Origin of the sequence: Streptomyces aureus (assembly GCF_000725495.1) — a bacterium.
Taxonomy (GTDB): domain Bacteria; phylum Actinomycetota; class Actinomycetes; order Streptomycetales; family Streptomycetaceae; genus Streptomyces; species Streptomyces aureus_B.
The window spans coordinates 40,751-64,586 of the sequence record NZ_JNZD01000028.1 but is presented as its reverse complement, the minus strand read 5'-3'; the positions used below and the strand labels follow the sequence as shown (position 1 = coordinate 64,586).

General features: G+C 69.3%; 24 protein-coding genes. 17 read left to right on the top strand and 7 right to left on the bottom strand.

Annotated features, from left to right (window positions below; all coding sequences use genetic code 11):
- Nucleotides 1-399: 399 nt before the first annotated feature.
- Nucleotides 400-1,434 (bottom strand): hypothetical protein, encoded by a 1,035-nt coding sequence (locus IO36_RS29285; protein ID WP_158997553.1) that lies wholly within the window; start codon nucleotides 1,432-1,434, stop codon nucleotides 400-402.
- A 945-nt stretch (nucleotides 1,435-2,379) separates the two neighbouring features.
- Nucleotides 2,380-3,246 (bottom strand): potassium channel family protein, encoded by an 867-nt coding sequence (locus IO36_RS29280; protein WP_037624167.1) that lies wholly within the window; start codon nucleotides 3,244-3,246, stop codon nucleotides 2,380-2,382.
- 1,212 nt (nucleotides 3,247-4,458) lie between these two features.
- Here IO36_RS29280 and IO36_RS29275 point away from each other — a divergent pair.
- Nucleotides 4,459-5,688 carry an NAD(P)/FAD-dependent oxidoreductase gene (locus IO36_RS29275; protein ID WP_078943502.1) on the top strand — a complete coding sequence of 410 codons (1,230 nt, stop codon included), beginning with the start codon at nucleotides 4,459-4,461 and terminating at the stop codon, nucleotides 5,686-5,688.
- A gap of 58 nt (nucleotides 5,689-5,746) precedes the next feature.
- Nucleotides 5,747-5,980 (top strand): hypothetical protein, encoded by a 234-nt coding sequence (locus IO36_RS29270; protein ID WP_037624108.1) that lies wholly within the window; start codon nucleotides 5,747-5,749, stop codon nucleotides 5,978-5,980.
- Nucleotides 5,981-6,078: 98 nt separating this feature from the next.
- Here IO36_RS29270 and IO36_RS29265 read toward each other — a convergent pair whose 3' ends face one another.
- Genes IO36_RS29265 through sqr form a run of 3 tightly spaced genes read right to left on the bottom strand, consistent with a single transcriptional unit; the run spans nucleotide 6,079 to nucleotide 8,186 of the window.
- Complete coding sequence (locus IO36_RS29265; RefSeq protein WP_037624107.1) at nucleotides 6,079-6,552, bottom strand: DsrE/DsrF/DrsH-like family protein; 474 nt, start codon at nucleotides 6,550-6,552, stop codon at nucleotides 6,079-6,081.
- Between the two features lie 40 nt (nucleotides 6,553-6,592).
- The gene (locus IO36_RS29260; RefSeq protein WP_037624106.1) at nucleotides 6,593-6,910 is read right to left on the bottom strand and encodes a TusE/DsrC/DsvC family sulfur relay protein; all 318 of its coding nucleotides are present in this window, start codon (nucleotides 6,908-6,910) and stop codon (nucleotides 6,593-6,595) included.
- 34 nt (nucleotides 6,911-6,944) lie between these two features.
- Nucleotides 6,945-8,186, bottom strand: a complete 1,242-nt coding sequence (sqr, locus tag IO36_RS29255) for a type III sulfide quinone reductase, selenoprotein subtype (protein WP_037624105.1) — start codon at nucleotides 8,184-8,186, stop codon at nucleotides 6,945-6,947.
- A gap of 274 nt (nucleotides 8,187-8,460) precedes the next feature.
- Between sqr and IO36_RS29250 the strand changes: the two genes are divergently transcribed.
- Nucleotides 8,461-8,913, top strand: a complete 453-nt coding sequence (locus IO36_RS29250) for an OsmC family protein (protein ID WP_051901049.1) — start codon at nucleotides 8,461-8,463, stop codon at nucleotides 8,911-8,913.
- The gene (locus IO36_RS29245; RefSeq protein WP_037624104.1) at nucleotides 8,910-10,604 is read left to right on the top strand and encodes an aminotransferase class V-fold PLP-dependent enzyme; all 1,695 of its coding nucleotides are present in this window, start codon (nucleotides 8,910-8,912) and stop codon (nucleotides 10,602-10,604) included. Before IO36_RS29250 ends, IO36_RS29245 begins: the two co-directional genes overlap by 4 nt.
- Nucleotides 10,605-10,950: 346 nt before the next feature.
- Here IO36_RS29245 and IO36_RS29240 read toward each other — a convergent pair whose 3' ends face one another.
- Nucleotides 10,951-11,616, bottom strand: a complete 666-nt coding sequence (locus IO36_RS29240; RefSeq protein WP_037624102.1) for an ArsR/SmtB family transcription factor — start codon at nucleotides 11,614-11,616, stop codon at nucleotides 10,951-10,953.
- A 47-nt stretch (nucleotides 11,617-11,663) separates the two neighbouring features.
- Here IO36_RS29240 and IO36_RS47760 point away from each other — a divergent pair, with 47 nt between their 5' ends.
- The 5 genes from IO36_RS47760 to IO36_RS29215 all read left to right on the top strand — a co-directional run bounded on the left by IO36_RS47760 (nucleotide 11,664) and on the right by IO36_RS29215 (nucleotide 15,169).
- The gene (locus IO36_RS47760) at nucleotides 11,664-11,912 is read left to right on the top strand and encodes a hypothetical protein (RefSeq protein ID WP_037624101.1); all 249 of its coding nucleotides are present in this window, start codon (nucleotides 11,664-11,666) and stop codon (nucleotides 11,910-11,912) included.
- Nucleotides 11,909-13,219, top strand: coding sequence for an MFS transporter (locus IO36_RS29230; protein ID WP_051901033.1), 1,311 nt, complete (start codon nucleotides 11,909-11,911; stop codon nucleotides 13,217-13,219). Before IO36_RS47760 ends, IO36_RS29230 begins: the two co-directional genes overlap by 4 nt.
- 317 nt (nucleotides 13,220-13,536) lie before the next feature.
- The gene (locus IO36_RS29225) at nucleotides 13,537-13,908 is read left to right on the top strand and encodes a thioredoxin family protein (RefSeq protein ID WP_037624100.1); all 372 of its coding nucleotides are present in this window, start codon (nucleotides 13,537-13,539) and stop codon (nucleotides 13,906-13,908) included.
- Nucleotides 13,909-14,234: 326 nt separating this feature from the next.
- The gene (locus IO36_RS29220) at nucleotides 14,235-14,522 is read left to right on the top strand and encodes a metal-sensitive transcriptional regulator (protein ID WP_037624098.1); all 288 of its coding nucleotides are present in this window, start codon (nucleotides 14,235-14,237) and stop codon (nucleotides 14,520-14,522) included.
- Nucleotides 14,523-14,764: 242 nt separating this feature from the next.
- Nucleotides 14,765-15,169: a DUF302 domain-containing protein gene (locus IO36_RS29215; RefSeq protein ID WP_037624097.1), complete on the top strand. Its 405-nt coding sequence runs from the start codon at nucleotides 14,765-14,767 to the stop codon at nucleotides 15,167-15,169.
- Nucleotides 15,170-15,503: 334 nt separating this feature from the next.
- On the opposite strand, the gene IO36_RS29210 is transcribed toward IO36_RS29215, so the two are convergent.
- Nucleotides 15,504-16,010, bottom strand: coding sequence for a MarR family winged helix-turn-helix transcriptional regulator (locus IO36_RS29210; protein ID WP_037624096.1), 507 nt, complete (start codon nucleotides 16,008-16,010; stop codon nucleotides 15,504-15,506).
- Between the two features lie 169 nt (nucleotides 16,011-16,179).
- Between IO36_RS29210 and lgt the strand changes: the two genes are divergently transcribed.
- From lgt to IO36_RS29175, 8 genes are all read left to right on the top strand, one after another.
- Nucleotides 16,180-17,070, top strand: a complete 891-nt coding sequence (gene lgt, locus IO36_RS29205) for a prolipoprotein diacylglyceryl transferase (RefSeq protein WP_037624095.1) — start codon at nucleotides 16,180-16,182, stop codon at nucleotides 17,068-17,070.
- Between the two features lie 20 nt (nucleotides 17,071-17,090).
- Entirely contained in the window at nucleotides 17,091-17,285 is a 195-nt protein-coding gene (locus tag IO36_RS47055; protein WP_158997551.1) for a hypothetical protein, read from the top strand.
- Nucleotides 17,286-17,822: 537 nt separating this feature from the next.
- Complete coding sequence (locus IO36_RS29200; protein WP_037624094.1) at nucleotides 17,823-19,181, top strand: MBL fold metallo-hydrolase; 1,359 nt, start codon at nucleotides 17,823-17,825, stop codon at nucleotides 19,179-19,181.
- A gap of 101 nt (nucleotides 19,182-19,282) precedes the next feature.
- A complete protein-coding gene (locus tag IO36_RS29195) occupies nucleotides 19,283-19,648 on the top strand; it encodes a rhodanese-like domain-containing protein (protein WP_037624093.1) in 366 nt (121 codons plus the stop codon).
- On the top strand, nucleotides 19,645-20,388 hold the full coding sequence (locus IO36_RS29190) for a sulfite exporter TauE/SafE family protein (protein WP_037624092.1): 744 nt from the start codon (nucleotides 19,645-19,647) through the stop codon (nucleotides 20,386-20,388). The genes IO36_RS29195 and IO36_RS29190 overlap by 4 nt, the downstream gene beginning before the upstream one ends.
- A gap of 100 nt (nucleotides 20,389-20,488) precedes the next feature.
- The gene (locus IO36_RS29185) at nucleotides 20,489-21,064 is read left to right on the top strand and encodes a rhodanese-like domain-containing protein (protein ID WP_037624091.1); all 576 of its coding nucleotides are present in this window, start codon (nucleotides 20,489-20,491) and stop codon (nucleotides 21,062-21,064) included.
- A gap of 864 nt (nucleotides 21,065-21,928) precedes the next feature.
- A complete protein-coding gene (locus tag IO36_RS29180) occupies nucleotides 21,929-22,255 on the top strand; it encodes a rhodanese-like domain-containing protein (RefSeq protein ID WP_037624089.1) in 327 nt (108 codons plus the stop codon).
- A 99-nt stretch (nucleotides 22,256-22,354) separates the two neighbouring features.
- A complete protein-coding gene (locus tag IO36_RS29175; protein WP_037624088.1) occupies nucleotides 22,355-23,743 on the top strand; it encodes an MBL fold metallo-hydrolase in 1,389 nt (462 codons plus the stop codon).
- Nucleotides 23,744-23,836 lie beyond the last annotated feature (93 nt).

Below are 23,836 nucleotides of genomic sequence, written 5' to 3'. Positions count from 1 at the left end.
GCCGACACCTCGCCGAGAGCTTGCCACACACTCTGAGCCCAGGACGTCAACTCTTCACGAAATGCAGCACTTGCGGCAGCCCGCTCAGCCAGCTGCGCGGAGAGAGCCTGCGCAGTCGACACGTTGAACGGGGCCTTCGCCAGCTCCTCCAGTACATCTGCGTCCAGGACGCCACTGCCCCCACGCCAGCGATCCAGAATCGATCTGAGTCGCACCCACCCGGATGCACCAGAGCCAGCAGCGTCTAACGCCGCCTCCACCAGCAAGGCTGCCGAAACCGGCACCACGTCCACAGTCCCCCCTTCCGTCGGCCGAGACGAACAAGCTCTGCCCCAGGCGACGATCCTGCCTGCTAAGTACCCGCCATAACGAGCATGGAAGCGCTCTGCGACGGTGTCGTCACTCTGACGGATCCACCTGCCCCCCGGATGGAGCAGCGCTCGACAGCAGATCCGATCCGGGTGGAGCCCCTGCCGCCGCCCCACTCCTCAACCGCTCAAAAACAAGATCGAAGGTGAAGCCGGCAGTGAAGCCCAACGGAATCGTCATGAACAGCAGCCGCCGCACATCCAGCCGGTCCAACAGCGTAGGCACGCTCAACAACTGCGAAGCAACGTAAAGAAGAACCGTGACCAGACCGGCACCGAGCCCTCGAATGCAGGCGCGCGGCCATTGAGACTCGGTTTCGAACGAATTGCGGATGACGGCACCTGCCACCGAGGCAAAGAGCGGGGCTCCTACCAGCACCGCCAGGTCCATCGAAGTCGCAGCACGAGCTGGCGCCGCGGTCACGAGACCGAGCACTGCGACAGCCATGCACGCCACCGCCACAACCCAGCCCAACGCTCCCGACCATGCTTGCAGATTCCGACTTCGCGCCATGGTGCGCTCGTGCCGCACCCGTCGATCACGCTGCCTTAGCAAGCAGGTCACAAGCTTCCGGGCGGAATCCGATGACCAGTCCGCGCCCAGCAGCGCAATATCAGCGTCATCGGTATCGTTGCGCACCTTGTCGAGATTGATCCATACCTGTCCTGCACCACCGCCAAAGGCGGCTACCGGCACCACAGGTATTCGCTGCGCCAAAGCAACAACGCCAGCCACTCGTGTGGACTGTCCCCCACCCACCATCAGCACGCCGTCGCACGACATCAACGTCCGGTAATAGGAAACCTCCCACTCACCGCTGGTATCCCTCACCACCTCCACGGTGACGGCACTGCCCTCCGGAAGACCGAAATCCATGCTGCGATGCCGCGGAGGGTAGCCGACCACACGACCCTGGCCGTCCTCACACGCCTCTGCATAACCACGAACAACCTCGGCCTCGATGTACTTGTCCTTGCTGGAGAAGACCGCCAGGTCGCACTGCGCCTGCGCCAGCGCGCGCCCCAACTGACGGCAGGCCTCCGGACCTTGCTCCACGTTCTGCAAGGGCGGGGCGAACTCTCGCGTACCGTCCACACTTCCAACGACCGCGATAAGAGGGCGTTGCCGCAACGACGAAGACATGCGCCAATTTAGTCACAGTCACCCGACTCGCCGCGGGAGAATGCACCCATCCCACCGACGGCAGACAGGCAGGCAGAGCCATGCTTCACCCCGAAGCACCGAACGGCCGCATAACCGAAGTGGTCCATGGCAGACTGCCGACCCGATCACGGACATGGCGTCAGCGGATGGGGCGAGTTCATGATGGCTTCGTACCGGACAGCCCGGTCAGCGAGTTCCGTCTGCCTCGGCAACCGGTCGCTTTGGCTCCGTTGCAGGTGGCGTGTGCGGGGACAGGTTCCACAGGGCGTCCAGGTCCACCCCGTGTCAAGCGCCGACGCCCACGAAGCGGCATATAAGGAAGTAGAAGAAACATCCGTCGACTGCGGTGGCAACGCTTGGGGTTAGGGCGTCTTCGCAGATCAGGCAGCGGCCGTGCTGGAAGCTGGCAGGAGCTGCGGATCGGCGAACTGCTGGTTCATCTGCTCGGCCGCTCTTCACCGCAATTCGACAGAGCACAGGGCAGGCCGGTCCGTACCGTCTGGTCGGCGTCGGTTGCGGTCTGGGCTACATGGTCCGCTGGCTGGCAGACCATCACTGCCCTGGGTGTTGGAGCGGTCGGCGGGGGCCCGGGTGCTGCTGTTCGAAGGGTCCGACAAGGCGCTGGCGCCGCTGTTCGGAGGCGAGCACGCTGTTTGGGCCGCTGACGAGCAATGCGCAGTACTGGAACTTCATCTTCGCCAGCTGCTGCCCGTGTTGCGCCGCGCCCTCGACGGCGACGCGGTTTCCGTGATCGCCTGCCCCGTCGACTACACCGAGAACCTGTGTCTGACCGGCAGATTGGGCAGCCTTCACGGACCGTTCTGGCCTTGGAACAAGGCCGGCCGTTCAGGGCTTGCCGTGGTCGCGGGCGTAAGCGGCCAGGACGCGCTGCCGCGGGCCTCCGGTGTGCAGGAAGCGGTCGTCGAGCACAGCGGCGAGGTCGTCGAGGGCGATGTCGAGCACGGCCGCGGCGCTCCGGGCGTCCGGGCACTCTGCTCGCTTTGTCAGCTCGGCAAGGTCGGCGGCGTGACCGAGAGCGAGGGCCAGCGAGATGTCGCCGGGTCCGTCGTGAAAGTAGTAGGACTCGGGATACTGGAGGAAGTCCACGCAGGTACGCGCGATATCGGCAGCAAGTTGACCAAGGGGGGCGGCCCCCACGCCGGAGGCAGGGTGTCCTTCCACCGGATCGGCGCGGCGCAGCTGGGAGATGCGCAGTGCCAGCGCCCGCCGCCGGGCCAGAGCCGGATAGATGCCGAGAATCCAGGAGACAGTGGCGGTCAACAACGTGAAGCCGACCAGCGCCTCCAGCGGTGCGACGATGCGCAGCCAGTCGGCGGAGGGTGCGATGTCGCCGAGGCCGAGCGTGGCGACAGTCACCAGTGAGAGATAGAGGGCGTCCACCGGTCCTGAGTGCTCGGACGGCTTCAACGTGCCGGAGAAGGAGAACGCTTCCGGCATGTGCGGCCAGTACACCAGGGCCCAGCCCACGGCCACGGCGCCGGCCCACGTGGCCAGCACCGTCACCATGCCGACGGGCCCGGCCAGCCCGGCAGTCCTGCTGCTCCTGCGGCCCCGGGTCGACAGCCGCCACAACAGCGACATGACGACCCTGCTCAGGCCTCCATGCCGGGTGGGATGCCACAAGGTATGGAACACATCCCGCAGGATGATCAAGACCACGGCCGCACCGACCAGCGTGACCAGCCATTCCATGGAACCTCCCGTGCTCATCCGCATCGGACCAGCATGGAGCCCTCCCTGCGCGGACAGGATCACGTGCCGCGCCCGGTCTGTCGTCCGGGCGGGTGAACGACCCGGTCGCCGGTATACCCGTCGTCCCCCGTATGAAGGCGCCGGCCCGCCGGCACGGCCTCACGTGGGCATAAACGAGGGAAGCAAACGGTGCGACTCCTGCGGGCAATCGCATCGAAGAGAAGGCCCACCCTTGCCGGCTCTGCGCTGCGTGGTCCATCGGTGGGCTGTATGGAGAAGTTGGCAGGGAAGCGCAGGGCTTCGCGGCCGAGTCCCTGATGCTGCCAGTCGTTGCTGCCCCAGATTCGCGTCCGAGTTGTTCCGCTTCGAGTCAGCAGACCGGTCGCCCGCCTGCGGCCCGTCCGGGGAGGGCTGTACGACGATGACGTTGGCCCGCTCGCCCGCGTCGAGGCAATTTGCCTCCTGTACTGGGCGGCGGAATTCAGCTCGGCCTTCAGCGTGGCGGCTGGGCGGCGTGGGTCGATAGCGGCGGCCTTGACCCATGGCGAGGCCGGTGTGCACGACGAACAGTGCTGGTGCGTCATTGACACCGTCCACGACACCAGCACGCTGCACCCGCGCTCTCCAGCTCTCTGACCGCACCCGTCTTGTCCAGGGGTAGCAGACAGGCCCGTACGTTCTCGATGCTGAGGTCGCGCAGCACTCCGGGCCCTGCGGGCGCGCGCAGCGCCGGATATTACCTCCCAGGCATATACCCCTAGGGGTATATGACGCCTCTCTCGAAGCCGCCGTACGCTCGACAGCACGAAACCCCCGGGGGTATTCGAGGAGGCAATGAAATGACTCAGGAAGTGACGCAGGAGACGTTCGCTGCGGCCCCCGGGCGATGACGGTCAGTGGTCAGCGCAGGGGAGGCAGAGCAGTACGCGTCCGGACACGCATCGGGCGCCGACAGATGCCGCTGCGCACCGCACCTGCCCGGTGCGGTGGACTGACTGCCGGCCGACCGGTGTACGCGATCTGCGCGAGCGGCAACCGCAGCAGGACCGCCGCCGGCTGGATGAACTCCCGCAGCATCGACGCCCATTCCGTGACCGACAGAACCCCCGCCTGGGTACTTGGCGGGCGCCCGGTCACGACAGGCCCCATCGCACGCGGCCTGATTTCACACCGACACCCGACACCCCTCTCCGCAAGAGAAGGAGCTCCGCCTTGAGCGCCACCCCCTCACCCGTCGGCGAGCCGATCTCCGGCCGTCACCGCGTCGCCATCATCGGCGGCGGCAGCGCGGGCATCAGCGTCGCCGCCCGCCTGCGCCGAGCCGGCGTCACCGACATCACCCTGATCGAACCGTCCGACACCCACTGGTACCAGCCGCTGTGGACCCTCGTCGGCGGCGGTCAGGCCCCCCTGCGCGAAACCAGCCGCCCCGAAGGATCCGTCATCCCCGACGGTGTGCGCTGGATCCGTCGGCGCGCCCTGGCCGTCGACCCCACCGCCCGCACCGTGCCCCTGTCCGGCGGCGCCGAACTCACCTACGAGTACCTGGTGCTGGCACCGGGACTCCAGCTGGACTGGGGTAGTGTGCCGGGCCTCGCCGAAGCCGTCGGCCACGACAGGGTGAGCAGCAATTACGCGCCCGAGTACGCCCCGCGCACCTGGGAGCTGATCAGGCGGATGCGCTCCGGCACGGCGGTCTTCACGCACCCGGCGAGCCCGCTGAAGTGCGGCGGCGCCCCGCAGAAGATCGCCTACCTGGCCGCGGGCTACTGGCGCAAGCAGAAAGTGCTTGACCGCATCCGCATCATCCTCGTCATCCCGGACCCGGTGATGTTCAAGGTGCCCGCCTGGTCGCAGGTACTGGAGAAAGTGGCCGCCCGGTACGGGATCGAGGTGCGGCTTCGCTCGGAGATGACCGCCCTCGACGGCGGCAGCCGCGAGGTCACCATCACGGACCACGCGAACGGCACGAAGGAAACCATCGGCTACGACCTGCTGCACGCCGTACCGCCGCAGAGCGCGCCCGAGTGGATCAAAAAGGGCCCGCTGGCCGACCCGGCAAGCCCCCAGGGGTTCGTCACCGCGGACAAGCACACGCTCCAACACCCCCTCTACGAGAACGTCTTCGCTCTTGGGGACGTAGCGAACCTGCCCACCTCGAAGACCGGCGCGGCCGTACGCAAGCAGGCCCCTGTCGTGGCAGGCAACCTGCTCGACGTGATGAACGGCCGGGCCCCGTCGCACCGGTACGACGGCTACACATCCTGTCCGCTGGTGACCGCCCGCGACCGGATGCTGCTCGCCGAGTTCGACTACGACCTGAACCCCACCCCCACGTTCCCGCTGATCGACCCCTTCAAGGAGCGGCGCACGATGTGGGTGTTCAAGCGGTACGGCCTGCCGCCGGCGTACTGGCACGGCATGCTCACCGGCCGCCTGTGACTGGCCGGCCCGGGACCTCCCCCGACGCGGGCCGGTCGCCCAGACCGTTGACGGCCCGGTGGTGATCGACCGCTTCAGCTCGAGCCCCGCCGCGCCCACGACCGACGGCACTGCCGTCGACAACCCCACCGGCAGCACCTGCAACGTGGCGCTTCCGCCGGAAACCTGGACGCAGGCGCTCGACTCCACCGTCGCCGTCGCCGCGAGCGCCAACGCCTGCACGAGCCTGGCGGTCACGGTCTTCAAGCCCGGAACTGACACCGGCGGGCAGGGCGACGCCGTCGGACAGTAGGGCCAGGAGGTCGCCCGGCCCGAACGGCTCGTCGTCGGGGGACCACCGCCAGTACGTGCCGTGCTCCGTCCTGCAGGCCGGGCAGGGTGCCGGTCGTCTCAGGTGTAGATGATCTGGCCGCCGGCCGCGCGCTCGTAGAACTCGCCGACCGTGATGATGCCCTGGACCTGCTCGACGAGGTCGTCCTTGCCGAGTTCGAAGAGGTCCACCGACGCCTTGTAGGCGTAGACGCCCGCGCCGGTGTCGGAGATCATCTCGATGAACTCGGGGATCGGCGGGATGTCGAGCTTGTCCATCTTGCGTTCCATGTACCGGGTGATCAGGTCGGGCACCCCCGGCATGCCGCCCAGCAGGGTGGGCAGGTGCAGGCCCGGGTTGCCGACGGTGGCCAGCTTGATGTGCTCCCAGCGCTTCTTCGTGATGGCGTCGAGGCCGAAGAAGGTGAAGAACAGGTCGGCCTCGATGCCTTCGGCGCGGGCGCCGTTGGCCATGATCAGGGCCGGGTAGATCCCTTCCAGGGATCCCTTGGAGACGATGATCGAGACCTTCTCGAGCGTGGCGGTGTCGGCCATGACAGCATGCTCCTCGGTGGCGGGGACGATGGCTGGGATGTCAGATGCAGCCGCGCGGCTTGGGGATGCCGGCGATCTTCGCGGCGGTCTTCGCCGGGCCCTTGGGGAAGAGCTGGTAGAGCTCCTTGACGCTCACGCCGGACGTCTTGCCGAGGACGCGCACGGTGGGGCTGGTGCCCTTTTCCGCGTACTGGGCGCGCATGAAGCGGATGACCGTCCAGTGCCGGTCGGTCAGCGTCTCGATGCCGGACTCGTGGGCGATCTGCTCGGCCACGGGTTCGGTCCACTGCGCGGGGTCGGTGAAGAAGCCCTCGTCGTCAACGGGGACGGCCGTCTCGCCGTAGGTGGCGGTGGGCATGGCTGCGTTCTCCTTCATTCAGACGTTCAGGCGTTCAGGCGTCGACGCGGTGCTTGCCGCGCTCGGGCATCGCCGAGTCGATGCCGGGCAGTTCCCGGCCGGGCAGGAGGCTGTGCCAGTACAGCCATTCGAAGGCGAGCTTGCCGAGGTGGTTGGCGCGCGACTCCTTCAGCAGCGGCAGGCCGACCTCGGCCGGGAAGTGACCTGGCAGCGGTTCGGTGTCGTAGTTGAAGTCGATCAGCAGCGCCTTGTGGAAGCCGGTCTCGACGAAACAGTTGGTGTGTCCGTCGAAGGCGGCGTCCAGCGACTGTCCGACGAGGAAGCGGCCGATGTTGAGGGTGAGCGTCTCCCCGGCGAAGTGCGCCACCGAGCCGGCCTTGGACGCCGGCAGTCCGGCCGCGTCGCCTATCGCGAACACCTCTGGGTGGTCGGGGTGTTGGAGGGTGTGCTGGTCTACGGGGATGAAGCCCAGCTCGTCGCCGAGGCCCGGGGAGCAGCCGACGTACGAAGCGCCGCCGTGCAGCGGCACGACCACTGCCAGGTCGAACGGCACTTCGCGCTCGTCGTACGAAACCAGCCGGCCACCTGCGCCGTCGACCTCTCCCAGCGTGAACTCGGTGACCAGTTCGATGCCCTTCTGCTCCAGCAGCCCGCCGAGCGCCTTCGCGGCGACCGGCTTGGTGAAGGCACCGTCCAGCGGGGTGGCGTAGGTCAGTTCGACCCGGTCACGGATGCCGCGCCGCCGGAAGTACCAGTCGGCCAGAAAGGCGAACTCCATCGGCGCCACGGGGCATTTGACCGGCAGATCGGCCACGTTCACCACCAGGCGCCCGCGCTCGAAGCGCTCAAGGACGTGGTGCAGTGCGACGGCGCCGGGCAGGTCGTAGAAGGTGAAGACCTTCTCGCCCCAGCCGTGCCCGGTCAGCCCCTCGGTCTCCTCCGGAAGGAGCGTGGCTCCTGTGGCGACCACGAGAACGTCGTAGGTCAGCCGGACGCCGCCACCGAGGTGCACCGTCCGCGCGTCCGGGTCGACCCGCTCGATCGTCGCCTGCTTGTAGTCGACGGCAGCGCTCAGCTGCCGCGGGCGGGACCGGACGAGGTGGTGCGGCTCAGCCATGCCGAACGGGACGAACAGCAGGCCGGGCTGGTAGACGTGGTCGTCGTCCTGGTCCACGACGGTGATCCGGCATGCGTGCTCGTCGTACATGCGGCGCAGCCGGTTGGCGGCCAGCGTGCCCGCGGTGCCGCCTCCGAGTATCACGATGTGTGTGCCCATGTCCCCACTGTCGTAGGGGAGATGAGGCCCGGACATGGGCCACTGGTCCCACACCGGTACCCACCCGGGTATATCTTCGCTCCACCTCTCCGCCCCGCACGCCGCACGCCTGCCACACATGCCCCGAAAAAATACCCTCCAGGGTATAATTCTGGGGCGGCCGGCGCGAGGGCCGAACGGGCCCTCTCTCACCCCGTCGGCCTCTCGATCAGCCGTGCGGTTCGCGGTCGACTGGAACTGGCACCAGCCGACGTCGAAGAGAAGGGGCCCGGCCATGACCGGCACCGCACCCCAGGCCATCACCACAAGCCAACCGCCGCAGGCGGAGGCACACAGCTTCGAGGTCACTCACGTCGACCGCGACATCTACGCCGTGGACATCCGCGGTCACCACTTCCAGGTCGACCAGCCTCTCGAGGCCGGCGGCTCGGACCTCGCGCCCACCCCGACCGAGTTGTTCGCTGCCTCCCTGGCCACCTGCGTCGCCTTCTACGCGGGCCGATTCCTCCACCGCCACAGCCTGGAGCAGGCCGGACTGCGTGTCCGTACGGAATTCACGATGGCCACCGACCGCCCGGCCCGGGTGGCCTCCGTCCACGTCACGATCATTCCGCCGCCCGGGCTGACCGAGCAGCACCGCGCGGCCCTGCTCGCCGTCGCCTCGCGCTGCACAGTCCACAACACCCTGCACCAGCCACCCGAGATCAACATCAAGCTGGCGTCATGAGCACGCCGATCGCCGCACCTGTGACACCGTTCGTGGACCGCATCCGCCGCGGCCTGATCGGCGATGACGAAGTACTGGCGGGCCCCTACGGGCCGCGTCGCCTCGTCTACGCCGACTACACCGCCTCCGGACGCTCCCTGGACTTCATCGAAGACTTCGTGCACGAGCAGGTGCTCCCCCTCTACGGCAACACGCACACGGAGAGTTCGAGCACCGGGCTGCAGACGACCCGGCTGCGCGAGGACGCCCGGCGCATCGTCCATGACGCGGTCGGTGGCACCGAAGACGACCTCGTGATCTTCTGCGGCTCGGGAGCCACCGCGGCGGTCAACAAGCTGGTCGGCATCCTGAGACTGCATCGGCCCGCCCCACTCCCCCAGGCCCTACGGCCGGTCGTGTTCGTAGGCCCCTACGAGCACCACTCGAACGAACTGCCCTGGCGGGAGTCGGTCGCCGACGTCGTGGTCATCGACGAGGACGCGGACGGTCACGTCGATCTCGGCGAGCTGGAGGCACAACTGGTCCGCTACGCCGACCGGCCGCGGCTCATCGGCAGCTTCTCCGCCGCCTCCAACGTCACCGGCATCCTCACCGACACCGACCGCATCGCCCGTCTGCTGCACGCGCACGGCGCCCTCTCCTTCTGGGACTACGCGGCCGCCGCCCCGTACATTCCGATCCGGGTCGCGGAAAGCGCCCCCGGCGCGGGTGACCACAAGGACGCGGTCTTCCTGTCGCCGCACAAGTTCGTCGGCGGCCCTCAGACCCCGGGCCTCCTCGTCGTACGCCGTGAACTGGTCCGCAACCCGGTACCCACCGCGCCCGGCGGCGGCACCGTCGCCTTCGTCGGCCCTCTCGGCCACCGCTACCTCGACGACCCCGTCGCCCGCGAGGAAGGCGGCACCCCGGCGATCGTCGAATCCATTCGCGCCGGACTGGTCTTCGCCCTCAAACAAGCAGTCGGCACCGACACGATCCAGGCCGCCGAAGAGCGCCACTGGCGGCAGGCGCTGGCCCGCTGGGACACCCATCCGCACATCGAGATCCTCGGCAACCACCACGCCCGACGCCTGTCCATCATCTCCTTTCGCGTCCGCCACGCCGATCGCTCCTACCTTCACCACAACTACGTCGTCGCCCTGCTCAACGACCTGTTCGGCATCCAGGCTCGCGGCGGCTGCTCCTGCGCCGGCCCGTACGGCCACCGTCTGCTGGCCATCGACGCGGCCACCTCCGACGCCCTGCTCGACGAGGTCGTCCACGGCTGTGACGGCATCAAACCCGGCTGGACCCGCCTCAACTTCAACTACTTCATCAGCGACACCGTCCGCGACTACCTCATCGACGCCGTCGACCTGATCGCCACCCACGGCCATCGGCTCCTGCCCGACTACCGCTTCGACCCGCACAACGGACAGTGGCACCACCACACCGGTAGCGCCGATCCCCCGCTACGGCTGACCGACCTGGCCTTCAGCGCAGATGAGGGCATCAGCCCCCGGACCGTCCCCCGCAACCGGATGGGCGAGGAGGCACTGCCCGGTCAGCTGGGCCGCGCCCGCGAGGTGCTTGCCTCTCGCTCCGACCACCTGGACGACGGCCCCACCGGACTGCCGGCCGACTTCGAGCGCATGCGCTGGTTCCCGCTGCCACCCGTCTGCCTGGCCCCCGCGAGGACCGGAGCGGATTGACGGTAGACGGATGATCTCGATGCCGGGACCAGTGACTCGGTCTGCCCGACGCGCCTGTGCTCTGGCTCATGCCGGTTGGTTTCCCGCCTGATGGCCGGGCTTCCTGCTTCGGTCGTTTCGCCGCTGGGCCCACGCAGGGCGAGCTGGAGCAGTTCTTCGTCCGGACGCCCGGACTCGAGAGCTCGGCTCGCCGAGCAGCGTGACACGGCCTGGCCGGGCTGCGTGCTGCGTGCTGCGGTGGGAGATCGTGCGGATGCTCGGCACGTTCCTGTAGGACGATCCGGCCGGGGCTGTCGGCGTCGGCAGTCGCGTTCGTCGCCGCATTACCAAGGCCTCCTGGTCTCGTTCATGCGGCGCCACCCTCGACGGGCAGGGCGGCCAGGCGCCATTCGAGCATGCCGTCAGCAAGCCGGAGGGCACGGTGGCCGCGGCTGCCGAGCAGGCGGGCGGCTTCGTGAGAGAGCACGCAGTTGGCGCCGCGGCAGTAGGCGACGACCTCCACGCCGTCGGGCAGCTCGGCGAGCCGGGCTTCCAGCTCGTCCAGCGGAACGGAAAGGGCGCCGGGGATATGGCCGGCGGCGTACTCCTCGGCGGGACGGACATCAATGAGGGTGGCGGTGCCGGCCTGGACACGCTCCAGCAGCTCCTCTCGGGTCAGCTGTTCCGTGTCCTCGGGGCCGAGGTAGGCGGTGCGGGCCTGCTCGGTGGCGGCCCGGTGGGTACGGGCGACCTGCTGCAGCAGCGCGTACAGGGCGGCGACATCCTCCCCGGCCAGGCGGTAGTGGATGCGCACCCCGCTGCGGCGGGTCGTGACCAGCCCGGCCTGTTTCAGCGCCTGCAGGTGGGCGGAGGCCGTGGTCAGGCCGAGCCCGGCCGCCCTGGCCAAGGCATCGACACTGCGCTCGCCCTGAGCGAGCAGGTCGAGCAGCTCCAAGCGCTTGCCGTTGGACAGCGCCTTGCCGGTCTGGGCCAGGGCGTCGAACAACTCTGCCTTGCGGGTGGGGTCTCCCAAGACATCCTCCATAAATCCATGGAATATTGTATGAGCAGCCGGGTGGGATGGCCACCTCGATCCCTGTCCGCCTGGAGGACGACGTGGGTTTCACCGACGAGCACCTGATACCCCTGGTTGACGACGAGCTGGGCAACAGCATCTACCTGGCCGACCTCGACGACGACCGCGCCCTGGCCGTGGACACCTCTCGGGACCTGCTTGCGCTGCGCAGAGCGGCGGACCGGCGAGTTTCGACCGGTGGCACCGACGACCGGACGAAGGCCGCCGACCCGAGCCTGGAGAACGGCACATGACCAGGCCAGCTCCTGCCACCACCCCGGCAGCCCCGGGCGGCATAGGCCTCGGACTGCGCGCCAACCTCGCCCAGTTCACCCTGCTCGTCGCGATCAACGCCCTGGTCGGCGGCATGCTCGGCCAGGAGCGCACGGTGCTGCCCCTGCTCGCCGACCAAACCTTCCACCTGTCCGCGTACAGCGCTGCCCTGACATACATCGTGGCGTTCGGCGCGACCAAGGCCGTCACGAACTTCTTCGCCGGAACGTGGTCCGACCGCTACGGCCGCAAACCGGTCCTGGTCGCGGGCTGGCTGATCGCGCTGCCGGTACCGCTGCTGCTGATCTGGGCGCCGTCCTGGGGCTGGGTCGTCTTCGCCAACGTCCTGCTCGGCGTCAACCAGGGCCTGACGTGGTCCACCACCGTCATCATGAAGATCGACCTGGTCGGCCCCGACCGGCGCGGCCTCGCGATGGGCCTCAACGAGGCCGCCGGCTACGGGGCGCTGGCCGCCACCGCCATGGCCACCGGCGCCATCGCCGCTCACTGGGGCCTGCGGCCCCAGCCGTTCTCCCTCGGCATCGCCTACGCCGCCCTCGGACTGGGCCTGTCCGTGCTCACAGTGAAGGAGACCCGCGAGCACGCCCGCGCCGAGGCAGCTCGCCATCCTGTACCAGCAAACCCCGACCACCACGGCAAACTGACCACGGGACAGATCGCGCGGCTCACCAGCCTCCAGGACAAGTCGCTGTCCTCCGCCAGCTGGGCGGGCATGGTCAACAACCTCAACGACTCTCTCGCCTGGGGAATCTTCCCGCTCCTGTACGTCGCCCACGGCTTGTCTATCGCACAGATCGGCCTCCTCGCCGCCCTCTACCCCGCCGTGTGGGGCCTGGGCCAGATCCTCACCGGCTGGTGGTCCGACCGGATCGGCCGCAAGCACCTCATCACCGCCGGGATGTTGCTGCAGGCTGCCGCCATCGGCCTGGTCGCCGTCGGCACCGCGTTCCCGGTCTGGGCCGTCGCCCAGGTCCTGCTCGGCGCCGGCACCGCGATGGTCTACCCGACCCTGCTGGCCGTCGTCGGCGACGTCGCCCACCCCGCCTGGCGGGCCCGCGCGGTAGGCGTCTACCGGCTCTGGCGCGACGGCGGCTTCGCCGTCGGCGCCGTCCTGGCCGGCGTCCTCGCCGATGCCTTCAGCCTCACCCTTGCCATCTGGGCCGGCGCCGCCCTCACCGCCGCCGCCGGACTTGTCATCGCGGTACGCATGGACGAGACCCACACCCGCACCCGCACCCGCACCCGCACCCGCACCCGCACCGGATAACCCGGAGAACAGGCAGTCGACGGCGAGCCGGACCCTGCGCCGGTCCGCCGTCGGCGCTGAGCGCCGAGCCTTGCATGGCCACGACGGAACCCCCTGGGTCGGAACAGCCGTACCGGGAGAATTGACGCCGAGATCTAGATCTTGCTGCTCGGCGGCGGCGCCGTGGGCTGCATGGTGACTCCTCCCCCACGTGAACAAGGGGGCTTCTCGCCGGAAGCATACGGTCCGATCCTCCCTGGAGCCTGACTGGAACAAACCCGTACGAGCACCTGTTGAGTCAAATACCCCACCGGGTATATGAGAGGAGATCGGGTCCCATGGCCACCGTTGAACTGACCAAGGACAACTTCGAGGAGACCGTCACCGGTTCAGAGATCGTGTTGATCGACTTCTGGGCGGCATGGTGCGGCCCGTGCCGGAGGTTCGGCCCCATCTACGAGAAGGCGGCCGAGCGCCACCCGGACATCGTGTTCGGCAAGATCGACACCGAGGCGCAGCCCGAACTGGCAGAGGCTTTCCAGATCACTTCCATCCCCACGCTGATGGCCGTCCGCGAGCGGACCGTGCTGTACTCCCAGCCGGGCGCGCTACCGCCGCAGGCACTCGAGGAGCTCATCGGCGGGATTCGGACCGTGGACATGCAGGACGTGCGCCGCCGACAGGCCTCGGACTCGGCGATAGCGAACTGAGGCCCGGGACACCCTCGCCACCTCCGCGGGGCTCCCGAAGCGTGGAGTTCAGCCGGTGCGCAGAGCGGCGAACCGCGGCACCCCAGACACGGGTCTCGCCGGTGACGAGAACGCGGCGAACTGACAAGTCTGTCGCGACTCGGACCGGGCGCGGCAGGAGTGCCTGCGTCCATGACGCCGAGTTCGCGGAGCGGGTGCGTGCCCGCCAGGCAGGGCGGCAGGCGACAGGCGACAGAGCCAGCCGAAGCACGTGTGATTCTTAATGGTCGACGCCGTCTCGAAACGGGACGTACAATACCCCTAGGGGTATTTTTCGAGGAGTGATCGTGGAACTAGAACTCGCGGGTGCGGACCTGAAGGCGGTACTGAACCGGCTGCGCCGCGCGCAGGGGCAGATCTCCGGTGTGATCCGGATGATCGAAGAGGGGCGCGACTGCGAGGACGTCGTCACACAGCTCGCCGCCGCCTCGCGCGCGCTGGACCGGGCGGGATTCGCGATCATCGCTACCGGCCTGCAGCAGTGTGTGGCAGACCTCGACTCCGGTCGGCACAACGGTGAGAACACGGACGTCATGCGTGCCCGGCTGGAGAAACTGTTCCTGTCACTGGCTTAAGGGCTCATGCCGCTGCGGCCGTCACAGAACAGCGTCGCTCAGCATGCACCCGGCGACGGTCAACAGCCTCAGCGGGAAGATCAGCTGAAGCACGCCTGTGGACATACGGCCGTGACGCCGATCCAGGTACCCCAGGAGATCTCCACAGGGGTGGGAAAGATCTGAAAACACCGGGCCAGCACCGCTGATGAAGGGCTGTTCGTCCCGCGCCCTGCGAGCGGCCGAAGAGGAGGACCGACGCCATGCGCTACGACCGCACAGTGCACCTCGACACCGACTTCGCCACCACTGTCGCCCGCACCCGCGACGCCCTCGCGGAACAGGGGTTCGGAATCCTCACCGAGATCGACGTCACCGCGACCCTCAAGGCGAAGCTCGACCAGGGCATGGAGGACTACGTCATCCTCGGTGCCTGCAACCCACCCCTCGCACATCGTGCCCTGGAGGCCGACCGTTCGATCGGTCTGCTGCTCCCGTGCAACGTGGTCGTCCGCAGGGACGGCGACCGCACGGCCGTCCAGGCCATCGACCCGAACACCATGGTCACCCTCAGCGAACTCGAGGCTCTGCGCCCCGTCGCCGAGGAGGCCGCCCGTCGCCTCGATGCCGCCCTCGCCTCACTCTCTGCAGCCGATACCGGCAGCTGAGATCCCCGGGCCCAGGAGCCCCCTCGGTCCGACGCCGGTTTGGCTACCGGCGAACCGGCGACGGACCTGACGCACTTCGGGTCCCGGCCCCCTTCACATCGCCGGTGACCTGGTGCCGCGCGACGCCTGCGAGCAGCACCGGGTGTGTTGGGCACGACGGCCGGGGAAACACCGGCTGAAGAAGACGCCGACGCGGCGGCGGTGCCCGGCAGCCTCAGAAGCGCCCCTCACCGCCCGGATCACGCTTCAGTGCTCGGCCCTGGGTGCCGGCGGCCGGTACACGACGGGGGCGACTCTCCTCAGAGGCGGAAGGCCGCAGAATTCCTCGTCTTGATCACCGTTCAGTCGCAGCGTCCGCCGGCTCACTCAGGCGCTCGGCCAATTGGAAGAGAGCCGGCAGCGCGTTTGCGATCGCCGCCCGGTCGGCGTCGTCGAGGGCGGCGAGTGCCGCGTCCATGCGGTGTTCGTGGGCGGTGGTCCAGGCGGCGAGCCGGTCGCGTCCGGCGGTGGTGAGCGCGACGACGGACGCGCGGCGGTCGGCGGGATCGACATCACGGGTCACCAGCCCCGCCGTGATCATCTGCCCGATCAGGCCGCTGACCGTGCTGGGCGCCAGCCGCCGGCGCCCGGCGAGGTCGCTGATCCGGGCAGGTGAGTGCTCGCCGAGCACCTGCAGCAGTTCGACCTGGGCCATGGGAAGGGTTTCCCACGGGTAGTCGGTGCGGATGGAGACGCGCAGTGCGCGGCGCAGGCGGGTGACAGCCTCGGTGAGCGGGCGGGCATCTGGTACGCCACCGGTGGGCCGGGGCAGGGAGGCCTCGGAGTGGGGCTGCGCGGACATGCGGCAAGGGTAGCCGGGGCCCACGCGGGTACCGCCGCTCGTGCGTCGAAGGGGAAGAGCAGCGGCAAGGCCGCAGCCGATTCCGGATAGTTCGGTGTCCGATGTATTGTCGGGCGGGCTGTCGCGGCCCACCGGCCGGTCCCCGTGCACGTGAAGAACGGTCGAGTCGATGAACCTGGCGTACCTGCCGAGCCCCTCGCAGGGGGTGTGGCACCTCGGGCCGTTGCCGCTTCGCGCCTACGCGCTGTGCATCCTGGCCGGCATCTTCACCGCCGTGTGGCTGACCGGACGCCGCTGGGCAGCGAGGGGCGGGCGCCGGGAGGACATCGCCGACATCGCGATCTGGGCCGTGCCGTTCGGCATACTCGGCGGCCGCCTGTATCACGTCGTCACCGATCCGGAGCTGTACTTCGCCGCGGGCCGGCAGCCGCTGCACGCCCTGTATATCTGGGACGGCGGTCTGGGCATTCCCGGTGCGGTGGCGCTCGGCGCAGTCGGCGCCTTTCTCGGCTGCCGACGCCGGGGTATCAGGCTGTCCGACTTCGCGGATGCTGCCGCGCCAGGACTGGTGCTGGCGCAGGCGATCGGCCGCTGGGGCAACTACTTCAACCAGGAACTCTTCGGCCGTCCCACCGACCTGCCCTGGGCGCTGTACATCGACTCGGCACACCGCCCCGCCGACAGCGCCTCGGTCGCGCTCTATCACCCGACCTTCCTGTACGAGTCGCTGTGGGACCTCGGCATCGTGGCACTCCTGCTCTGGCTGGACGGCCGATACCACCGTCGGCTCCGCAGGGGGCGGCTTTTCGCCTGCTATGTACTGGCCTACACCGCCGGCAGGGCCTGGATCGAGGCACTGCGCATCGACCATGCCAACCAGTTCCTGGGTCTGCGCCTGAACGACTACGTATCCCTCGTGCTGTTCGCCGGGGCGCTGGTGTACCTGATCGCCACCCGCAGCCCGCGTGCGAGCGACAACGCTCCGTACCCCGGCGCAAAGGGTGGCGACGAAGCCGTGCCGCCGGTCGCGACCGGCGTTTCCGGCCGCGCGGGGGTCTGACCGCGGCTCCGGACACCGCCGTGTCCAAGCTTGAGCCGACAACTCTTCTCGAAACCGGCAACTCGGCCCGCTGCCCGCACGGTTCCCAGTTCGTTGCTGGGGCGGTCGCGGCGGTTGGCAGCCTGGCCGTCGGCTTCTTCATTCAGGCGCTGCTCGCCGATACCCCGCCTGTTCTGCACTGTTCCGGCATGCCCGGACGGTCAGCCAAGCCCTGACCCAGCATCGCCATGGGCCGTATTCCGGGCGCGGCTGTCGGCCGGCCGAGATGCAGCGACATGGCATCCCGCCCCCAGATGCGGACCGGAGGTCACCAGAGCCACTGCAGCGCCTGGGCCTCGCAGGTCATGTCGCCAGGCTGCGGCCTGTCACCGGGAACCGCAGGCGACGTTCGTCCCGTGAGGGTGGTGTTGCCGGCCGGGTCGGAGGCGTCCCGGCCCCGGGCCGGCCAAGGTCGCCACCGGTACCGACAAGGCAATCGCCGGGGGGCCGCGAACAGCGGCGTGACCGGGATGGCACATCTGTCCGCCTGCTGCGGAGGGCCTGCGGTCGGCCAGGGAGCGCGACGGCAGCCGGTCCCGGTCTCAAGAAGCCGGCAGAGGGCACGGCTGGAACCGCAATTCGAACCACGCAGGCAGCGGCCTGCAACCGATGGCCGGACTGAGGTCGAAACCCCGACCGGAATACCCCCCGGGGTACCACTGTTAGGATGCATATACCCCGGGGGGTACATTCGACGGGAAGGAAGCGTCTCCGTGTTCTTCATCGACACCATCGAGCTCGAGGGCCTGGGCAACCGCAGCTACCTGGCCGGCGGCGCACGGGCAGCCGTGGCGGTGGACCCGCCGCGCGACATCGACCAGGTTCTGGCGGCCGCCGCGCGCCGGGGGGTACGGATCTCTCACGTGGTGGAGACGCACATCCACAACGACTACGTCACCGGCGGCCTGGAGCTGGCCCGGATCACGGGCGCCTCCTACCTGGTGCCCGTCGGCGCGCACGTGTCGTTCACCCGCGTCCCGGTAACCGACAGAGACACCGTCACCGTCGACGCCGAGCTAGAGCTGCGGGCGGTCGCCACCCCGGGACACACCCCGCACCACACCTCCTACGTGCTGCTGGACCAGGGGCAGCCGGTGGCCGCCTTCACCGGCGGCTCCCTGCTCATCGGCACGGTGGGCCGTCCCGACCTCGTCGAGCCGCGTCTGACCGAAGACCTGGCCCGCGCCCAGCACGCCTCCGCGCACCGCCTGGCGGCCGAACTACCCGACGAGACCCCTGTGCTGCCCACGCACGGCTTCGGCAGCTTCTGCTCCTCCGCGCAGGCCGAGGGAGACGCCACCACGATCGGCAAGGAGAAGGCGGTCAACGCGGCCCTGACGACGGACGTGGACTCCTTCGTCGCGCAGCTCCTCGCGGACCTCGACGCCATCCCCGCCTACTACACGCGCATGGGGCCGGCCAACGCCGCCGGTCCCGCACCCGTGGACCTGACTCCCCCGGCCCTCGCGGACGCCGACGAGATCGCCGCGCGCCTCGCGGCCGGTGAATGGGTCGTCGACCTGCGCAACCGGGTCGCGTTCGCCGAGGGCCACGTCGCCGGGTCGTTCAACTTCGAGGCGGACGGCAAGATCGCCACGTATCTGGCCTGGATGATCCCGTGGGGCAAGCCGGTAACGCTCCTGGCCGAGTCTGCGGAACAACTGGCCGCCGCGCAGCGGGAACTGGTCCGGGTCGGCATCGACCGCCCCGCGGCCGCCGCCACCGGCACGCCCCAGGAGTGGACGGCCCAGGGCGACACGCTCGCATCCTTCCCGCGCTCCACCTTCGCCGGTCTGGCCGGGCGGGGCACGGACGGCATCGTCGTCCTGGACGTGCGGCGCGACTCCGAACGGGCCGCCGGACACATCAAGAACTCCGTACACATTCCAATCCACCAGCTGCACAAGAGGCTCGGCAAGGTGCCGGCCGGCACCGTCTGGGTGCACTGCGCCGGCGGCATGCGCGCCGGTATCGCCGCCTCCCTGCTGGACGCGTCCGGCCGCGCCGTGGTGGCGGTCGACGACGACTTCGACACCGCCGAGGCCGCCGGACTCACCGTCGTCACCAGCTGACCGTAGCCCCCTGGCACGAAACGGCCCTGCCAACGCGTCGGCCGCCCGCGGCCGGCTCGACGAGGCGGCCCGTACCCGAGAACTTTTCGAGAGGTTGTGAGATGTTCCTTTTCCGTCGCGGCGCGAACCGCGTCACCGTGGACGAGGCCCACCGCCGCACCCAGGGCGCGGACGCCCCGGCCGTCCTGCTGGACGTGCGCGAGCAGACCGAGTGGAACGCCGGACACGCACCCGGCGCCATCCACGCGCCGCTGTCCCGGCTGGCCGCGGGGGCGGCCCTGCCGAGCAGGGTCCAGGCAAGGCCGCTGGTGGTGATCTGCCGCAGCGGGCGCCGCTCGCAGCAGGCAGCAGAACTGCTGACAGAGCGCGGCTCCGACGCCGTCGACGTCAAGGGCGGTATGCAGGCGTGGGCTGCCGCCGGACACCCCGTCGTCGACAGGCACGGGAACGACGGCTCGATAGCATGACCGCCCTGATCCTCGCACTCGTCGCCGGTGGCGTCATCGGCCTGGCCCTGGGCGGCCTCGGCGGAGGCGGCAGCGTCCTTGCCGTCCCCGCCCTGATCTACCTGCTCCACTTCACCCCGGCGCAGGCGACGACGGCCAGCCTCATCATCGTCACCCTCACCTCCGTCACGGCACTGGCCGGCCACGCCCGGGACGGCAACGTGGCCTGGCGCACCGGGCTGCTCTTCGCCGCCGCGGGCATCGTGCCCGCGATGATCGCCGGAGCCGTCGCCAGCCACCTGCCCAACGCCGTGCTGACCATCGCCTTCGCCGTCATCGCGGCACTCGCCGCCCTGCGCATGCTGCGCCCGGCACATACCGAACCGCCCGGCCCGGTCAACCCCCGCAAGGCCGGGGCAGCCGGCGCCGGACTCGGCGCGGTCACCGGATTCCTGGGCGTGGGCGGCGGCTTCCTCGCAGTACCGGCCCTGGTCGGCGTGCTCGGACTGACCATGCGCCGGGCGGTCGGCACCAGCCTCCTGGTCATCACGATCAACTCGATGGCAGCCCTCACCGCACGGGCCGGCTCCGGCACGCAGCTGGAGTGGGCCGTCATCGCACCGTTCACCGCCGCAGCGATCCTGGGCGCCTGGGACGGCAAGCGCCTCTCGAAAAGGCTCAAGGGCCAGACACTTCAGCGGGTCTTCGCCTACGTACTTCTCGCGGTCGCCGTCTTCATGCTGGTCGACGTCCTCGTCTGACTCCCCACCGGGTGACCAAGCTCCACGTCCTCACCCACACCCCATCGGCACGCGAGCTCCTCCGTCCGAGACACCCCGATGCACAAGGATGACAACAACCATGACCACCCCCACCGCCCTCGACCCCCACCAGACCCACGCCCGCCTGCACGAACTCACCGTCATCGACGTCCGCACCCCCGGCGAGTACGCCGGCGGCCACATCTCCGGCGCCCTGAACATCCCCCTGGACCAGCTCGACCGAGCACTGCCCGATCTCCGCACCGCCGCCCAGACCGGTGACGTCCTCGTCGTCTGCGCCTCCGGCGCCCGCTCCGAGAACGCCTGCCGGATCCTCGCGGAGAACGGCATCCACACCGCCACCCTCACCGGCGGCACCGGCGCCTGGACCGCCCAGGGACACGACCTGCACCGACCCGAGGGCACCCAAAAGGCGACCTGGGGCATGGAGCGCCAGGTCCGCCTCACCGCCGGCTCGATGGTTCTGCTCGGCCTGGCCCTGGGCGAGTTCGTCCACCCGGCCTTCCGGCTCCTGTCAGCCGGCATCGCCAGCGGCCTGGTCTTCTCCGCCGCGACCAACACCTGCAAAATGGCCGCCATGCTCGCCAAGCTTCCCCACAACCGGCCCCGCAAGGCCGACCTCGACGCGACGCTGGCCCGCCTGCGCAACAGCTGACGCACCCAGGCTGCGACACTCCCGAATGGGGCCGTGCCGACCCGGTACGGACCGCAGCCGCCCAGACCAGGCGGCCATCACGGTGATCGCGGCCACCGGGCACGGGAAGCGAGAGCCTCTCAACCGGCCTTCACCCGGCATAAGTTCAGCAACCCCAAGCGAAGGCCCGTACGCCGGCTTCGCCATGCCCATGCGCCACGGCATACACCGGCGTTCGAGGAGCCGAAGGCCGACGATCCAGTCAGCGACCTCGCTGACGGCATTCGCGGCGCAGGAACCGGTCCGCGGCATACACGGCGGCCGCTACCCGAAGTGAGTCGGCCCACGACCTTCTGTCCTTCCTCTGTCATTGGGTGGTGCCCGTGGCCTGGCGGCGCGTCGCCACGCTCGTCGCCCTCGTTCCGCCGGGCAGCCTGCCGTCACGCCGAAGGCTCACCGGAAACCGCGTGCCTGCCTCGGCGAACTGTTCGTCGCAACGTCCGGTGAGAAGTCCTTTCAGCTCGACCACCGCAGCCTGGGCCCTCCACCGACTGCTGCGCCACGCCAGCTCGGCACAACGGCCTGCGCACCCGAGCGCTGGCCTCCTCCGGGCTGAACGGCTTACTGACGTAGTCACGAAAGATCTGAGATTCCTCTGAAGCGCCGACGAGAGGGGCCTCAAGTCTCACGGGAGGGCGTATCGCCTCTCCTGTCGTCACCGTCGGAGGCGTGCCGGGTCCGACGATGTCGCCTGGCGACGTGTGGCCGCACGGCAGTCGCATGATCGCGGAATCGATACCCCCAGGGGTATTTGACAGGGTGGACGGGAGTCCTTTACCGTCGTTCAGGTAATACCCAGGGGGGTATCTGGAGGTGAATGCACTCATGGCTCGCGAAGTCGACCTGGAGTCCTTCACCGCCGCCTGGAGGGCCGGCGCCGTCATCCTTGACGTGCGGGAGCCGGAGGAGTATCAGGCGGGACATGCGCCCGGCGCGCAGCTTGCTCCACTGTCCGCACCGGCCGCCGCACCGCCCCACCTGCCCAGGGGGCGTCAGGTGTACGTGATCGGCGCGAGCGGCAACCGCAGCCAGTGGGCCGCGGACCGGCTCGCCGCCGCCGGGATGGACACCCTTTCCGTCGCCGGCGGGACCCGGGGGTGGGCCGGCGCCGGCCGCCCGCTCGCGACGGGGTCCACCCCGGGGACGGCCTGACCTTCCCCCGCTTGCACGCCTGCCCCTTCGGGGAGCAGGCCACCTTTCGGCCTCTCATATACCCCCTCGGGTATCTGAGTCTCACTTACGGAGGTTCCCATGTTCTTCGCCCAGTACTACCTCGACTGCCTGTCGCAGGCGTCGTACATGATCGCCGACGAGGCCACCGGCCAGGCCGTGGTCGTCGACCCGCGCCGGGATGTCTCGGAGTACCTGGCGGACGCCGAGGCCCGAGGTTTCACCGTGGTCGGTGTCATCAACACGCACTTCCACGCGGACTTCGTCGCCGGACACCTGGAGATGGCAGCCCGTACCGGCGCATGGATCGGCTACGGCCGGCACGCCGAGACGGAGTATCCGATCCGCAAGCTGGCCGACGGCGAGACGATCAGCCTCGGTGACGTCACCCTGCAGATCATGGAGACTCCGGGGCACACCCCGGAGTCGATCAGCGTGCTGATCTACGAGCACAGCGAGCAGACCGTCCCGTACGGTGTGCTCACCGGCGACGCGCTCTTCATCGGCGACGTGGGCCGCCCCGACCTGCTCGCCTCCATCGGCGTCACCGCCGACGAACTCGGCGCCATGCTGTACGACAGCGTCCAGAACAAACTGATGGGCCTGCCGGACGAGGTACGGGTCTTCCCCGCGCACGGCGCCGGGTCCGCCTGCGGCAAGAACCTCTCGACCGAGAAGCAGTCCACCATCGGCGAGCAGCGCGCCACCAACTACGCGTGCGCACCGATGAGTGAGGGCGAGTTCGTGGCCATCGTGACCGCCGGCCAGACCGCCGCCCCCGGCTACTTCGTCTACGACGCGATTCTCAACCGCAGTGAGCGCCCGCTGTTCGACCCGGCCACCGCCCCCCGGCCGCTGACCGTCGAGGGCTTCGCCGGCCTCCGCACCTCCGGCGCCGTCGTCGTCGACGCCCGCGATCCACAGGAGTTCGCCGCTGGGCACCTGCGTGGGTCGGTGAACGTGCCTGCCGACGGCCGGTTCGCCGAACAGGCCGGAACCGTCCTGCCCGCCGACGCCGACCTGCTGGTCATCGCCCCGCAGAACCGCGAGGAGGAGATCGTCACCCGTCTGGCCCGGATCGGCTTCGACCGCGTGGCCGGCTACCTGCGCTCCCCGGACGACGCGCTGACCGCACTGGCCGAGGAGGTCACCCCCGCCAGCCGCCTCACCGCCGCCCAGGTCCGTACAGCCCTGGAGAGCGACAACCCGCCGGTCGTCGTCGACGTCCGCAACTGCGGTGAACGCGGCGAGCACGGCTTCATCGACGAAGCCCTTCACATCGCGCTCGGCGAACTGCCCCGCCGCCTGGACGAGATCCCGCGCGAGAAGCCCCTGGTCCTGCACTGCGCGGGCGGCCACCGCTCCTCGATCGCCGCGAGCCTGCTGCGCCACCACGGATTCACCGACGTCTCCGACATCCTCGGCGGCTACGCCGCCTGGGCCCTGCTCAACACCCCCGCCGCGGTCTGATCCGGCAGCCCGTCCCCAAAGCGGCCGGCCCACCGCCCAGCCGCGAGAGCCGCCGGCGCACCCGCGCGGAGCCCTCAAGCCCTGACCGGCTCC

What these genes read in the sequence shown, in the direction of transcription:
- IO36_RS29245 (WP_037624104.1), top strand. Translation starts at nt 8,910, where the DNA reads ATGAGCACGCCGATCGCCGCACCTGTGACACCGTTCGTGGACCGCATC.
- IO36_RS29180 (WP_037624089.1), top strand. Translation starts at nt 21,929, where the DNA reads ATGGCTCGCGAAGTCGACCTGGAGTCCTTCACCGCCGCCTGGAGGGCC.
- IO36_RS29195 (WP_037624093.1), top strand. Translation starts at nt 19,283, where the DNA reads ATGTTCCTTTTCCGTCGCGGCGCGAACCGCGTCACCGTGGACGAGGCC.
- IO36_RS29230 (WP_051901033.1), top strand. Translation starts at nt 11,909, where the DNA reads ATGACCAGGCCAGCTCCTGCCACCACCCCGGCAGCCCCGGGCGGCATA.
- sqr (WP_037624105.1), bottom strand. Translation starts at nt 8,186, where the DNA reads ATGGGCACACACATCGTGATACTCGGAGGCGGCACCGCGGGCACGCTG.
- IO36_RS29225 (WP_037624100.1), top strand. Translation starts at nt 13,537, where the DNA reads ATGGCCACCGTTGAACTGACCAAGGACAACTTCGAGGAGACCGTCACC.
- IO36_RS29185 (WP_037624091.1), top strand. Translation starts at nt 20,489, where the DNA reads ATGACCACCCCCACCGCCCTCGACCCCCACCAGACCCACGCCCGCCTG.
- IO36_RS29250 (WP_051901049.1), top strand. Translation starts at nt 8,461, where the DNA reads ATGACCGGCACCGCACCCCAGGCCATCACCACAAGCCAACCGCCGCAG.
- lgt (WP_037624095.1), top strand. Translation starts at nt 16,180, where the DNA reads ATGAACCTGGCGTACCTGCCGAGCCCCTCGCAGGGGGTGTGGCACCTC.
- IO36_RS29175 (WP_037624088.1), top strand. Translation starts at nt 22,355, where the DNA reads ATGTTCTTCGCCCAGTACTACCTCGACTGCCTGTCGCAGGCGTCGTAC.
- IO36_RS29265 (WP_037624107.1), bottom strand. Translation starts at nt 6,552, where the DNA reads ATGGCCGACACCGCCACGCTCGAGAAGGTCTCGATCATCGTCTCCAAG.
- IO36_RS29190 (WP_037624092.1), top strand. Translation starts at nt 19,645, where the DNA reads ATGACCGCCCTGATCCTCGCACTCGTCGCCGGTGGCGTCATCGGCCTG.
- IO36_RS29215 (WP_037624097.1), top strand. Translation starts at nt 14,765, where the DNA reads ATGCGCTACGACCGCACAGTGCACCTCGACACCGACTTCGCCACCACT.
- IO36_RS47760 (WP_037624101.1), top strand. Translation starts at nt 11,664, where the DNA reads ATGGCCACCTCGATCCCTGTCCGCCTGGAGGACGACGTGGGTTTCACC.
- IO36_RS29210 (WP_037624096.1), bottom strand. Translation starts at nt 16,010, where the DNA reads ATGTCCGCGCAGCCCCACTCCGAGGCCTCCCTGCCCCGGCCCACCGGT.
- IO36_RS29260 (WP_037624106.1), bottom strand. Translation starts at nt 6,910, where the DNA reads ATGCCCACCGCCACCTACGGCGAGACGGCCGTCCCCGTTGACGACGAG.
- IO36_RS29280 (WP_037624167.1), bottom strand. Translation starts at nt 3,246, where the DNA reads ATGGAATGGCTGGTCACGCTGGTCGGTGCGGCCGTGGTCTTGATCATC.